Origin of the sequence: Actinoplanes sp. NPDC048796 (genome assembly GCF_040650035.1) — a bacterium.
Classification (GTDB): Bacteria; Actinomycetota; Actinomycetes; order Mycobacteriales; family Micromonosporaceae; genus Actinoplanes.
In genome coordinates, this window is record NZ_JBEZGO010000002.1 from 245,761 (window position 1) to 259,005 (window position 13,245).

Here is a 13,245-nt window from a genome sequence, read left to right on the forward strand (position 1 = left end):
GCCGTCGGTGCCGGCTGCCCGAGGAGTCCGGCCAGGTGGGCGCCGCGCGCCAGTGCGGATCACCCGCACCACCACGGTCACGGTCCGCCACCGGGTGGGCCTGAAGTCGGTGCACCGCTTCGTCTTCCGCGACTGGCAGCGCTCAGGCCGCCGGCTCGGGTAGCGGACGGCCGGTCTCCAGCAGCGTCTTGAGGCTGGAGAGCAGTGCCGGCCAGCCCTGGCTGATCATCGTGCGCAGGGTGCTGTCCGGGTCGAAGCGATCGTGGGTCACGGTCAGCTTGACCGTGTCGCCGGCGGGCTCGAGGTCGAAGGTGACGCGGGAGCGCTGCTCGTCGCGCAGCTTGGCCAAAAGGTCATCGGCGACACCGGCGGCGGCCGCCCACTCGGGGGTGAAGGTGTGCCAGGTGTACGAGAGCCGGCGGCCGGGATCGGACTCCAGCACCACCTGCTCGGCGTCGAGGATGGTGTTGCCGTTCTCGGTCCAGGTCATGGTGGCGCCGGGCTTCCACCCGGACTCGAAGGTCACCCCCCAGTAGCGGGCGGTGAACGCCGGATCGGTCAGGGCCCGCCACAGGCGATCGGGCGTGGTCTTGACGTAGGTGGTGTAGACGAACGGCTCCACCGTGGTGTCCTCCTCGAGCGCGGTCTTGAGAGTGGCCAGGGCGAGGACGCGATCCCGGTCGTAGCGGCTGATCCAGCGCTCGGTGATCGCGTGGATCGGCTCGGCGTTCAGGAAGTGCAGCTTTTCGCGCCCTCGCCGCATCGTGGTGACGAGGTTGGCCGCCTCGAGCACGGCGAGGTGTTTGCTGACCGACTGCCGGGCCATGGCGAGGCCGGCACACAGCTCGCGCAGGGTCTGACCGTCGTGCTCCTCGAGGCTGTCGAGCAGGCGGCGCCGGCTGGCGTCGGCGAGCGCCTTGAACACGTCATCCACGAGCCCCACAATAGGCAGCCTATTGGCTGCATATCAAGCGAGGTTGTCGAGGCACCACTGGCGGAACGTGGTGGGGGTGCGCGGGGTCGCCGGGGCGACCGCGTCGAGGCCGTTGTTCTTGGCCAGGGCCATGTCGAGGTAGGCCTGGGCGACGGCTTCGGAACTGCCGAAGCGCCGCATGTTCGCCTTGAAGACGTCGGGTGGGGTCTGCTCGTAGCGGACCGGGCGGCCGAGCACGTCCGAGATGACGGCGGCGATCTCGGTCCAGGTCAGGTCCTCGGGGCCGATCACCGGGACCTCCTCGAAGCCTGTCCAGGTGTTGTCGAGCAGCAGGCCGGTGGCCACGGCGGCGATGTCGCGGGTGGCTACGGCCGGCAGGGGCAGGCCGGGGACGTACGGGCCGTGCAGGATGCCCTGGTCTTTGATGGTGGCGGCCTGCCGGCGGACGTTGTCCATGAAGGACGGCATGGTCAGGGCCCGGTAGGGCACGCCGGTGGCGGCGATCAGGTCGTCCAGGGCCAGCGTGCCGGTGACGTGGCCGGCCCGGGCGGCGGCCGGGGTGCCGCGGCCCAGGGCGGAGACGCCGACGACGCGGCCGGCTTTGGCCAGCGACGGGAGCACGGGGCGGGTGAAGCCGGAGTAGGCGTCGTCGATGGTGGCGGCGTGCGGGTCGGCCGCCACGAGCCAGAACACCGCGTCGGCGCCTTCCAGGGCGGCGGCGGCCACGGCCGGGTCGCCGTGGGAGCCCTGGACGACGTCGGCACGCTCGGCGACGCCGGGGGCGAGGCGGGCCGGGTCGCGGGCGACGACGCGTACGGGAACATCGGTCTTGAGCAGGTTCTCGACGACCTGGGCACCGATCTGGCCGGTGGGTGCGGTAACAACGATCATGACTATGAGTGAACGCCGGGCGGGCGGAAAGGGGAAAGACCGATCGCGTCCATATTGATACCGTGGCGGTATGAGTGACCTGGAGACGCGGCAGCTGCGGTACTTCGTCGCGGTGGCCGAGGAGCGGCACTTCGGGCGGGCCGCCGAGCGGCTCGGCATGGCGCAGCCGCCGCTGTCGCGGGCCATCCGGGAGCTGGAACGGCAGCTCGGGGTGCAACTGCTGGTCCGTACGACACGGCAGGTGGCGCTGACCGAGGCCGGCGAGACACTGCTCGCGGACGCCCGGGTGGCGCTGGACGCGGTGGCGGCGGCCCAGCGCCGGGCGCGGCGGGCCGGGCAGCCGGCGCGGACCCTGCGGCTGGCCATGAAGGCCGACTACGACGCGGGGCTGCTGCCGCGGATCCTCGACGCGTACGACGTCATGCCGGTGGAGCTGGAGCTGGGCGGGCGCGGTGAACAGGTGCCGGCGCTGCACGACGGGCGGGCCGACGTGGCGCTGCTGCCGGCGCCGTTCGACGAGCGCGGGCTGGACACCGAGACGCTGCTGACCGGTCCGAGCGTGGTGGCCGTGGCCGCGGCCGACCCCCTCGCCGCCCGCACCTCGGTGCGTCTCGCCGACCTGCGGGGCAAGAGGCTGCCGGACGGGACGGACGCGGCCGAGGGCCGGATGGCGGCCGGTGTACGGAAGTTCGACCTGTCCCAGATCTTCAACCTGGTCGAGGTGAGCGGCGTGGTCTGGTTCCTGCCGGAGTGGGTGGCCCGCCGCTTCCCCCGGCCGAACACGGCCTTCCGCCCGGTCGAGGACCTCGACCCGGTGGACCTGAAAGTGGCCTGGCCGGCCGGGTCACGCTCGCTGGAGGTGGCGGCGTTCGTCCGGGTCGCCCGCGAGGTCGCGCAGACGCCCGCCCTACTCGGGGGCTAGAACACTCGGGACCTCGTGGCGCAGGGCGACGGCGGTCGGCAGGACGGTGGCCAGCAGGACGAGGATGAGACTGCCCAGGGCCACGGTCAGGGCCGGCACCGCGCCGAAGGACGGGGCGCCGCCGACCGCCCAGGCGCCGGCCAGGGCCGTGGCCAGCACCGAGACGCCGCCCAGGATCAGGGCCGTGCCGACGTAGATGACCGCCTCCCAGGCGGCCGCGGTCAGGACCGTGCCGGGGGTGCCGCCGGCCGCGACGATCAGGGCGAACTCACGCTCGCGGCGGCGGCTCGACATGAAGACCGTGGCCACCGCGCCCAGGACCGCCAGCAGCAGCGGGCCGCCCAGCAGCAGGACCACCGCCCCGGTGCCCAGGTCGGACTGGCCGCCACTGGCCGTGTCGTTGGCCGAGTAGAGGCCGCCGGCCAGGGCGATGGCCACGGTGAGCGGGCTGATCGTGGCCGTGCTGCGGCCGACGTTGAACGCCGTGCTGTTGCGGGCCAGGTACCAGGGGCCCGCGAACGGCAGCAGCGACGTCCAGGCGCGGACCAGCCGGGCCAGGAAGAGCGGGCCGAACGCGGCCAGCGCGCCGGCCACCAGCGGGGCGATCAGCATGAGGGGCTCGGCGATGGTGTCGCGGCCGGTGCCGGGCAGCGAGGCCAGGATGGCCAGGATGATGCCGGCCGTGGCCACGCCGCCGATCCAGCGGCCCACCGTCATCCGGCGGTCCGGCGGCTCGGTCTCGCGCAGCGACCGGATCGGCGGGGTGCGCGAGGCGCGGCCGGCGCTGCGGGAACCGCCGATGGTCAGGACCACCACCACGAAGAACACGACGGGGACGGCCGCGGCGACGCTGAACCGCGGGTGCAGCGCCGCCAGCTCCGGTGAGCTCGTGAAGACGTACCCGTAAAGCGGTTTCAAGAAGGGGATCGCGACCAGGCAGCCGAGCACCGCGCCGAGCAGGGAGACGATCAGCAGTTGGCTCGTCACGACCGTGCGGACGAGCGCCGGCCGGATGCCGACCAGTTGCCACAGCGCGTACCCCCGCTGTTGCAGCGTGACCGTCAGTCCCGCGACCGAGCCGACCACGATCAGCGCGGTGACGATGGTGAAGGCGGCCACGGTGCCGCTGATGCCGTACAGCGCCAGGGCGTCGTTGCCGCCCACCGAGAGCGCCGTGTCGATCTCGCTGGCGACGACCGAGCCGACCACTGCCGCCGCCGCGGCGATGACGAAGGTGCCCAGCCAGACCCGGACGTTGGCGACCAGGTCGCTGAGGATCAGCTTGAGCACTCAGGACTCCCCGAGGGCGGCGAAGATCTCGGCCGTGGACGGGCGGAGAAGCGACCGGTGGACGAGGCCGTCGCGCAGTACGACGACCCGGTCGGCCCGGGCCGCGGCGGAGAGGTCGTGCGTCACCATCACCACCGAGCGGCCGTCGGTCGGCACCTTCGCCAGCAGGTCGAGCACCTGGGTGCCGGACGAGGTGTCGAGGGCCCCGGTGGGCTCGTCGGCGAAGACCACGTCCGGGCGTACGGCAAGCACCCGGGCGATCGCCACCCGCTGCTGCTGACCTCCGGAGAGGGCGGACGGCCGGTAGGCCGCCCTCTCGGCCAGGCCCACGTCGGCCAGCGCCTGGTCGACGTCGGTGGCGGAGATCTTCCGGCCGGCCAGGCGGGCCGGCAGCGCCACGTTCTCCCGCGCGGTGAGGGAGGGGATCAGGTTGTACGACTGGAAGACGAACCCGACGTGGTCGCGGCGCAGGGCGGCCAGGGCGCCGCGCCGCATCCCGCCCAGCTCGTGCCCGAGGATGCGCACCGAGCCGGAGGTGGCCGGCTCGAGCCCGGACATGCAGTAGAGCAGCGTCGACTTGCCGGACCCGCTCGGCCCGACCACGGCCAGGAACTCCCCGGGCTCCACGCCGAGGCTGACGCCGCGCAGCACCGGGGTGCCGTCGAACTCTTTCGTGAGGCCGTCGACCTCTACTGATGCCATCATCCCGCCAGAAGGGTGCCGAGTTCCCGGCGTCCGCTAACGCCGAGTTTGGGGTACGCGTTGTACAGGTGCGTGCCGACCGTACGTGGGGATACCCGCAGTTGGGCCGCGATCTCCCTGTTACGAAGGCCACGTGCGGCCAACTGGACGATCTGCCGCTGCTGCGGGCTGAGCCGGCTCAGTGGATCGCCGGCCGCCGGCTCGGAGTCGGCGCCCTCGCCGGCCGCCGCCAGCTCGGTCCGCACGATCTCGGCGTGCGGGCCCGAACCCATCGCCTCCAGCACCCCCAGCGCGGCCGTGAGCTGGACCCGGGCCTCGAGCGGGCGGCGCTTGCGGCGCAGCCAGGCGCCGAAGTGCAGCCGGGCCAGGGCCCGCTCGAACGCCCAGATCTCCCCCGCCGGGTCGTCGACCGCGCGCCGGAAGTGCTCCTCGGTGCGCTCGTCGTCGGTGAGCGCGGCCCGGGCGTGGTCGGCCAGCAGCCGCATCCGGGCCCGGCCAGGCAGCGGATGACCGGCCAGCAGCGCCAGAGCCTCCTCCTGGCGTCCCGCGTGCGGGGCCATCACGGACAGCCCGAGCAGCGCGTAGGCGCCACCGTCGGGGTGGAAGCGCCCCGCGTCGAAGAGCACCTGGAAGTGCCGGTAGGCCAGGGCGAAATCGCCTTCGGCCATGGCCGCGTTGCCCGCCGCCACCTCCAGGAAGTAGCGCAGGCGGCGGTTCTGCTGCAGGTCGATGCCGTTCCAGGCGGACTCGGCGAGTTCCCGCGACCGGGTGGCGTCACCGAACAGGGCCGCCATCACCGACTCCTGGAGGGAGATCTCCCACTCCAGCAGGGGCAGGTCGGCGGTCGCACACAGACGCCGCCCCTCGGCCAGCACCTCGGACACCTCCCGCCAGCGTCCCTGATCGCCCAGGTTGGTGGCGTAGGGCTGCCGGGCCTCGACCACGCCGGCCGGATCGCCGTGGCCCAGCACGGTTCGCAGGGCGCCGGCGCGGAGGCTGGTGGCGGTGGCGAGGTCACCGGCGGCGTCGGCCAGATAGGCCAGGAGGGTGGCCTCGGTGGGATCCTCGGGCGCGGTCAGATCTTCAGAGCCGATTGACATGTACGGGTCGGCCGCCGCGTCAACCGCAAGGCGCAGCAACCGCTCCTCCCCGTCGTCGCTGGGCAGGGCATCGGCAAGCCCGGCCAGGCTGGTGACGACGGCCCGGTGCTCGGGAAGCCCCGACAGGCGGCTGATGTGCGCGGCCGAGACGGCCATCAGCATCGCGTCCCGCCGGGTGCGGGGCGGATGCCGGCGGCAGCTGTCGGCGAGCAGGTCCATGGCCGGGCGCTGGCGGCCCCGCCGGGACAGGGCCAGGGCCACCGACCGCGCGGTGCCCGCCGCGAGGGCGGCGCCGTCGTCGACGGCGGCCATGGCGGCGTGCAGGTCGAGCACCCAGGTGGTCTGGCCGATGGCGCTCGCCGCCTCGATGGCCGCCGCATAACGGCGACAGGCGTCGGCCGGCTCCGGCGAAAGCTCGGCCGCGCGCTGCCACGCCGCCGGATTCCTCGTGACGCCACCCTCACCGCTTTCTCCCGCGCCGTCTTCCCCTGCGCCGCCTTCCCTTGCGCCGCCCTCACCTGCGTCGCTTTCCCTCGCGGCGGCCTTTCCCGTAGCGGCCTCTCCAGTGGCGGCTTTTTCCAGGGCGGCTTTTTCCAGGGCGGCGGCTATGGCCTCGTCGGGGCCGGTGGCTTCGGCGGCGCGGTGCAGGGCGTGGGCGAGTGAGCCCGGCGGAAGGACCGCTGTGAAGCGGCGGTGGAGTTCGGCGCGCTCGGCGGCCGGGCAGGCGCAGTAGGCGGCGATGCCGGCCAGCGGGTCGGCCAGGCGCAGCGTGGCGCCGTACCGTTCGAGCAGGCCCAGGTCGAGGGCCAGGCGAACGTCCGCATCGGACACCTGAGCGGCGGCCAGCACCTGGGTCAGGCTCTCGTCGGCGACGCGGGCGCTGACCTGGCGGACCAGCCGCAGCGCGCCCGGTGACAGCTGGGTCAGGTCGGCCGCGTAGCGCTCGCGGATCGGCAGGACACGGCCCAGCTGCGGATGCAGCACCTCGTCGCTCGTCGCGCCGGCGAAGGCCGCGGCCAGGTCGAGGATCGCCCGCGGATTGCCCCGGGCCCAGCGCAGGATCTCCAGGCGGCCCCGGCCGCGCGGGACGTCCGGTTGACGGTTGAGCAGTTCGGCCGCGGCGACCGGGGACAGCGGTTCCAGGGGCAGCACGGCGACGCCGGCCGACCGGATGCCGGCCGCGTGCCGAGCCCGTACCCCGAGAAGGAAGACCACCGGATGCCCGGACACCGCCGCGATCAGGTCGCGCAGCACGCCGGCCGAGAGCCGGTCGAGCAGGTGCAGATCGTCCACGACGACGAGCACCGGCTGTTGCTGCGCGGCCGCGGTGAGCAGGGCCCGGGATCCGGCCCCGAGAACCGCGGCGGCGGTGGACCGCAACGTGACGGTGGCCCGGGCGGCCGCCTGCTCCTGATCGGACAGTGTGGTCACCAAAGTCCGCAACGGCTGCATGAGCTGGTGCAGTCCGAGCCCGTCGAGGTCCTGCTCGTCGCGGTGCCCGGTGGCCCGCAGCACCCGGAAACCGCGACGGGCGGCCCGGCCCGCGGCCTCGGCCAGCAGGCTCGTGGTGCCCCGGCCCCGGCTCGCGGTGACCGCGATCGCCGCACTGTCGCGCCGCCCCGGGTCGAGCAGCGCGCCGAGCGTCCGTAACTCGTTCTCTCTCCCGGCCAGCTCCGTCACGTCCGCCCCCTCAGCACGCCGGGATCACGTCGCGAAGCTGGTCGCGGCGCGCGATCCCGAGCTTCGGGTAGATCTGATAAAGGTGGAACCCGATGGTCCGTGGTGACAACCCGAACTGCTCCGCGATGGCCCGGTTGGACAGTCCGCGGACGGCCAGCCGGGCAATCTGCTGCTGCTGGGCGGTGAGCTGGTCGAACGCGGACTCCTCGCCGGCCTGGGCCCGCACCACGCCGGTGGCCCGGAGCCGGGCCCGCACCGCCTCGGCGTCGTGGACCGCGCCCTGCCGCAGGAACGTGTCGAGCGCCGAGACGAGCAGCGGCCGGGCCTCGACGGGCCGGCGCCGCGTCCGCAGCGCCTCGGCCACCAGCGCCTGGGCGACGGCGTGCTCGTACGGCCAGCGCACCCCGGCGTCGGGCTCGGCCAGCAGCCGGATCGGGCGGTCCGGGTCGGCGTCGAACCCGAGGAGCGCGAAGGCCAGCTCCCACGACCAGCGGCGGCGGGCGCTCGGCGGTTCGGACCGCTCCCGCGCCGTCCGCAGCCGGGCCAGCACCTCGGCGCGGCGACCGGTCTCCTGGGCCGCGCCGGCCAGTTGCAGGGCCACGCGATGCGACATCAGGAAGTGGGCCGGGGTGCCGTCGTCGGCGAAGACCGCCGAATAATGCCGGACGGCGGCCTCGTGGTCGCCGTCCGCGGTGGCCAGCTCACCGGCGGCCCGGTGGATCAGATAGGCCACGAACGGGCTTTCCGCGTCCGACGGGTCACCGGCCTGGCCGAGCAGCCGCCGTGCCTCGTCGAGCCGGCCCCGGCGTACGGCGAGGACGGCCAGCTGGGTGACCACGGCCCGGCGCATGGGGCTGGCCGAGTTGGCGCCGACCAGGTCGGCCGCGTCGGCCAGCACCCGGCCGGCCTCGTCGAGGCGGCCCAGGTCGAACAGCGACTCGGCCAGGGCCACGGTGGCCACCGCCAGAACGCCGATGGAACCGTCGGCGTGCACCCGGTCGACCGCGCGGCGGTAGAGGTCGGCGGCGACGTCGACCTCGTCGGTGATCCAGGCGACGCCGCCGACGGCGAGCAGCCGCACCCGCTCGGCCGGCCCGTCGAGCGGCCTGAGCAGCGACGACTCGCTCAGCGGGCCGGTGCGGGCGACCCAGCCGGCCGGGTCGGCCACGCACTCGGCCAGCGCGCGCAGCGCCGGCATCGGCCCGCCGGCCGGCAGGTTCGTCATCAGCCGGCGGAGGGTCGCGACGCCCTCGGCCGCGCCGTCGGTGAGAACCGACCGCGCCGCGATGGCCAGCACCCCGGTGGTCAGCGCCGGATCGGCCAGGCCGGTGGGATCGGTGGTCAGGAGGCGTTCGGCGGCGGTGAGGGTTTCGGTAGCGGGGCGGTACATGCGGACGTTGCCTGTGACGGCAAGGGCCGAGGCGAGCAGCCGCGGGTCGTCGGTCAGCTCGACCACCCGGTCGCAGAGGCGGCGGCTCCAGTCGATGTCGCCGCAGCGGTCGGCCTCGGCCGCGGCCCGCCCGTACCGGCGGGCCGCCTCGTGCCGGTCGGTGCTGTTCTCGGCGGCCCGCTCCAGCAGGGCGGCCACCTCCAGGCCCCGGCCCTGCGCGGCGGCGACGTCGGCCGCCCGCTCCAGCGCCACCGCCATGAAGTCGCCGGCGGTGCCGCCGACATGGGCCACGTGCCAGTCCCGGGTCGCCGACTCGGCCGAGACCGCGGCCAGCCGGGCGTGCGCCTCCTGACGGTCGCCGAAGGGCGCGGTGAAGTAGCAGACCGCCCGCACCATCGGGCGGGCGAAGCTGAGCCGGCCGCCCAGCACGGCGATCAGCCGCGCCTGCTCGGCCGGGGCGCAGTCGGCGAGGCTCGCACCGGCCGCGGCGAGGACGTCGCCCAGGTCGTCGTGTTCGGCCGCCGCCGCGTACAGCAGCACCCGTCTCGTCGCCGGCGGGAGACCGTCGAGCTCGGGGGCGAAGGTGCGGGCGAGCAATCCGGTGACGCTGATCCGGTAGTCGCGCCGCAGCGCGGCCAGCGTGCCGCCGGCGACCGCGCGGGCCAGCTCGGTCAGCGCGAACGGGTTGCCGGCCGCGTAGTGCAGGATCTCGGCCCGGACCGCGCCGCGCGGCGGCACCGGACGGCTGTCGAGGACACCGGCGGCGGCGTTCGGGCGCAGCGGCCCCACCGGCAGCAGCGTCACCTCGGCGCTCACCCGGCCGAAGGCGAGCAGGCTGCGGGCGGCGAAGAGCAGCACCAGGCGCTCCCGGCGCAGCCGGCGGGCCACGAACATGAGCAGGCCGACTGTCTCGGCGTCGACCTCGTCGGCGGTGATCATCACCGGGCCCAGGCGGCAGAGCTGGAGAACCGACGAGAGTACGGTCAGCCGCCGCTCCAGCGGGCTGTCGACGGGCTCGCCCGGCAGCAGCCCGGCCGCCTCGACGACCCGGAAGCCGCGGGCGGTGGCCTCGGCGGCGCACGACAGCAGCAGCGCGGTCTTGCCGATGCCGGCCTCACCGTGCAGGACGATCACCTGCCGGCCGTTCTCGGCGTCACGCAGCGCGCGGCTCAGACGTTCCCGTTCCGCCGCGCGGCCCGGTAACTCAGCGATCAAGCTCATCGTGCCTCCTCTCCGCTTCGGATTTAAGCTTCGAGTCGGGGCGGCGACCATGCAGAACGCAGGCAGAACCTCTCTGCCGGCCGGTTCCGCTCCCGGCGAAGCAGCGGAAATCGGGCAGGGTGTGGGGAGGGTCATGTCGGCGGTTCCGCTGGGCGGGCTGGTACGCGGGTTTCGGCTGGTGGCGGGGCTCACGCTGGAGGCGCTGGCCGCGCGGTCCGGCGTCAGCGTCCGGGCCATCAGCGACATCGAGCGGGGGAAGAGCCTCGAGCCTCAATCCCGGACCGTACGGGCACTGGCCGATGCCCTCGAGGTCAGTGACGCCGACCGCACGGCACTGTACGAGGCGGCGCGTCCCTCGGCCGCCGAGGCGCCCCCGTTGTGCCTGCTGCCGGCGGACCTGCCGGACTTCACCGGCCGGGCGGCCGAGCTGGCCACGCTCGACGAGCTGATGCGGCCGGGCGCCACGGTGGTGGTGTGCGGGCCGAGCGGCATGGGCAAGACGGCGCTGGCCGTGCACGCGGCTCACGGCGCCTGCGACCGGTTCCCGGGCGGGCGGCTCTTCGCCGACCTGGAGGGCCTGGACACCGCGCTCGCGCTGTCCCGCCTGCTGCGGGCCTGCGGCGTCCAGCCGGCCGCCATCCCGTCGGCCCTGGAGGACCGGGCCGACCTGCTGCGCCAGACCCTCGCCGAGCGGCCGCGCCTGCTGGTGCTCGACAACGCGGAGGACGAGGCGCGGATCCGCCCCCTGCTCCCCGGCGACGGCGTCACCACCGTGGTGATCACCTCCTGGTGGCCCCTGGCCGGCCTGACCTCCGCCACCCGCGTCCGCCTGCGCCCGTTCGGCGACGCCGACGCGGTGGCGATGCTGCGCGCCGTCACCCACGCGACGTCCCTGGTGGGTGACGACGCGGCGCTGCGTGAGGTGGCTCGGCTGTGCGGCAACTATCCGCTCGCGCTGCGGATCGCCGGAAGCCGGCTGACCAGCCGGCCGGGCTGGACGGCGGCCACGCTGGCCGAGCGGCTGGCCGATCCCGCCCGGCGGCTCGACCGGCTGGTCGCCGGGGATCTGCGGGTGCGCGACGCCTTCGACGCCACCTGTGCCCGGCTCTCCCCGGCCAGCCACGCGGCGCTGGAGGCGCTGGCTCGTGACGAGCCCGTCGACGCCGTGGACGCGCTCGACGAGCTAGCCGAGGCCGGCCTCGTCATCGGCCGCCATCTGCACGACCTGCTCCGGCTCTACCTGCTCACGCCACCGTCACCTCGTCCAGCCTGATCGACACGACGACCGGGTCCGGGACCTTGTCGTTGTTCTCGTCGCGGCTGTAGATGGTGCGTTCGGTCGCGATCAGCAGCCCGTCGACGGTGGTGAACTCCGTGGCGTACTGGGCGGCGGGTGTGCCGCCGGCGATGTCGACCGTGTAGTCACGCCGCCGGATGATCCCGTCGTCGTCGACGTAGAGGATCTGGTGCGCCGTGTGGGTGGCGATGTTCGCCGGGTACGTGACGGCCAGCCGCCGGTACTTCTTCCCGTCCTCGGTCCACGGGCCGATCTCCTCGGTCCGTACGCCCTCGAAGGTCAGTGAGACCGGCTCGCTGGTGTACGTCCACATGGCGTACCCGGAGAAGTAGGCCAGTTGCAGGCGGGTCCACGGGGTGGTCAGTTCGTGCCCGGCGAACGAGGCCCGCGGGTCGAGCAGCTCCTCGACCACCTCGCCGTCGCCGGTCTCGACGGCGATGCGCTCCGGGGTGAAGTTCGTGTAGTGCCCGTCGGCGAAGAACGGTTCCTGCCGGGTGTGTTCGCGGTGCAGGTCGACGGTGACCTGGACGTCGTCGAGCGCTCCCGGGTGGCCCTTCATGGCCCACAGCGCGCCGCCGAAGAACTGGCGGGCGCTGATCTCCCGCGCCTCTTCCCAGGCCTTACGGCCGCCGTAGGTGTCGAAAATCTCGTCGAGCACGACTCTCTCCTTGACGCTGGGGGAATTAACGGGCCAGCCGGACCGGCTGGGCGCCGACCGGCACCCGCACGATCTGGTACGGCGGGATCCGGTCGTCCACGCCGCCGTTGAACAGGGGCGACCGGGGCAGCTGGTTGACGCTGACGTAGAGGTAGCCGTCGGCGGCCAGGGCCAGCGTGTCCGGCCAGAGCGCGCCGGGCGCGTGCAGCACCGTCGACCAGGTGCCGTCCGCGTCGCGCTTGAGAACGGCGCTGTGTTCGTACGCCGTGGCGTAAAGAGCCCCCGCGGTGTCCGACTCGAGCCCGTCGGACGCGCCCTTGTCACCGTGATCGGTGACCAGCGCCGCGACCTCGTCGTCGCTGAGCGCCCGGTCGGCCAGCGCCGAGGTGGGCACGCTGTAGAGCCGCCGGCTGGACAGCGGGCAGAACCAGAGCCGCTCCCCGGTGGCGTCGATCGCGATACCGTCCGCCCCGACCACATAGTTGTCCCGCACGACACCCTGCACGACGGCGCGGAAACCGTCGACCGCGCGCGTGCTGGCGTAGCCGCGCAGCCGCGACCAGCTCTCGCCGCTCGCCAGGTCGACGACGATGAGCGCGCCCTCCGGCTGCGAGTCGGTGATGTACGCGTACCCGGCCTCGCCCCGCGAGAGATCGAAACGAACGTCGTTGAGGTACGTCGTGGGCGTGATCGCCTCGGCCGACGGCCGGATGATCCGCACAAGGTCGCCGGTGGCCGGGTCGATCTCGACCAGTTTCGGCCCGTTCTCGACCCAGGGGGCGAAGGCCAGGCTGCCGGTGTCGAGCAGCCACAGATGCCCGCGCGGATCGACCACGACGCTCTGCACCGAGACCAGGTGCTCGTCGTTGAACTCCCGGCTCGGGTACGGGACCGGCTTGCCGTCCACGATCTCGGCCACCGTGAACGGCACCTCGTCACCCCAGCGGGGAACGGAGATGAAGACCCGCCCGTCGTCGGTGACTGTCACACCGGTCGGCATCAGATCGTGCAGTTCCGCCACTACCTCGAAGTTCGGCGCGACCCAGGCGCCCAATGCCTCAGATGTCATGTCGTCGAGCCTGCCCGCGGATCACCCGCCCGCTACCAGTACGTCGACTGGTCCGGCCGGAAACCCAGTCGACGTACGCATGGTTCCTCAC

General features: G+C 73.7%; 10 protein-coding genes. 2 read left to right on the forward strand and 8 right to left on the reverse strand.

The features are described from left to right. Positions 1–142 precede the first annotated feature (142 nt). Positions 143–934 (reverse strand): metalloregulator ArsR/SmtB family transcription factor, encoded by a 792-nt coding sequence (locus AB0C26_RS09390; protein WP_360244296.1) that lies wholly within the window; start codon positions 932–934, stop codon positions 143–145. A 33-nt stretch (positions 935–967) separates the two neighbouring features. Beyond that, complete coding sequence (locus tag AB0C26_RS09395; protein WP_360244299.1) at positions 968–1,825, reverse strand: NAD(P)H-binding protein; 858 nt, start codon at positions 1,823–1,825, stop codon at positions 968–970. A 70-nt stretch (positions 1,826–1,895) separates the two neighbouring features. Between AB0C26_RS09395 and AB0C26_RS09400 the strand changes: the two genes are divergently transcribed. Further along, positions 1,896–2,747 carry a LysR family transcriptional regulator gene (locus AB0C26_RS09400; protein ID WP_360244302.1) on the forward strand — a complete coding sequence of 284 codons (852 nt, stop codon included), beginning with the start codon at positions 1,896–1,898 and terminating at the stop codon, positions 2,745–2,747. On the opposite strand, the gene AB0C26_RS09405 is transcribed toward AB0C26_RS09400, so the two are convergent. The 4 genes from AB0C26_RS09405 to AB0C26_RS09420 are packed head-to-tail and all read right to left on the reverse strand — an operon-like array spanning position 2,733 to position 10,130. Further along, on the reverse strand, positions 2,733–4,037 hold the full coding sequence (locus tag AB0C26_RS09405) for an FtsX-like permease family protein (RefSeq protein ID WP_360244305.1): 1,305 nt from the start codon (positions 4,035–4,037) through the stop codon (positions 2,733–2,735). The genes AB0C26_RS09400 and AB0C26_RS09405 overlap by 15 nt on opposite strands. After that, positions 4,038–4,742 (reverse strand): ABC transporter ATP-binding protein, encoded by a 705-nt coding sequence (locus tag AB0C26_RS09410; protein WP_360244308.1) that lies wholly within the window; start codon positions 4,740–4,742, stop codon positions 4,038–4,040. Continuing rightward, the gene (locus AB0C26_RS09415) at positions 4,739–7,519 is read right to left on the reverse strand and encodes a LuxR C-terminal-related transcriptional regulator (protein WP_360244311.1); all 2,781 of its coding nucleotides are present in this window, start codon (positions 7,517–7,519) and stop codon (positions 4,739–4,741) included. Before AB0C26_RS09415 ends, AB0C26_RS09410 begins: the two co-directional genes overlap by 4 nt. Before the next feature lie 10 nt (positions 7,520–7,529). Then, on the reverse strand, positions 7,530–10,130 hold the full coding sequence (locus AB0C26_RS09420; RefSeq protein WP_360244314.1) for a LuxR C-terminal-related transcriptional regulator: 2,601 nt from the start codon (positions 10,128–10,130) through the stop codon (positions 7,530–7,532). Positions 10,131–10,263: 133 nt separating this feature from the next. On the opposite strand from AB0C26_RS09420, the gene AB0C26_RS09425 reads away from it, so the two are divergent. Further along, positions 10,264–11,403, forward strand: a complete 1,140-nt coding sequence (locus AB0C26_RS09425) for a helix-turn-helix domain-containing protein (RefSeq protein WP_360244317.1) — start codon at positions 10,264–10,266, stop codon at positions 11,401–11,403. On the opposite strand, the gene AB0C26_RS09430 is transcribed toward AB0C26_RS09425, so the two are convergent. Together AB0C26_RS09430 and AB0C26_RS09435 are read right to left on the reverse strand one after the other, a co-directional pair. Next, positions 11,375–12,085 (reverse strand): hypothetical protein, encoded by a 711-nt coding sequence (locus AB0C26_RS09430; RefSeq protein ID WP_360244320.1) that lies wholly within the window; start codon positions 12,083–12,085, stop codon positions 11,375–11,377. The genes AB0C26_RS09425 and AB0C26_RS09430 overlap by 29 nt on opposite strands. Before the next feature lie 25 nt (positions 12,086–12,110). Beyond that, positions 12,111–13,154 (reverse strand): L-dopachrome tautomerase-related protein, encoded by a 1,044-nt coding sequence (locus tag AB0C26_RS09435; RefSeq protein ID WP_360244323.1) that lies wholly within the window; start codon positions 13,152–13,154, stop codon positions 12,111–12,113. Between the last annotated feature and the right edge of the window lie 91 nt (positions 13,155–13,245).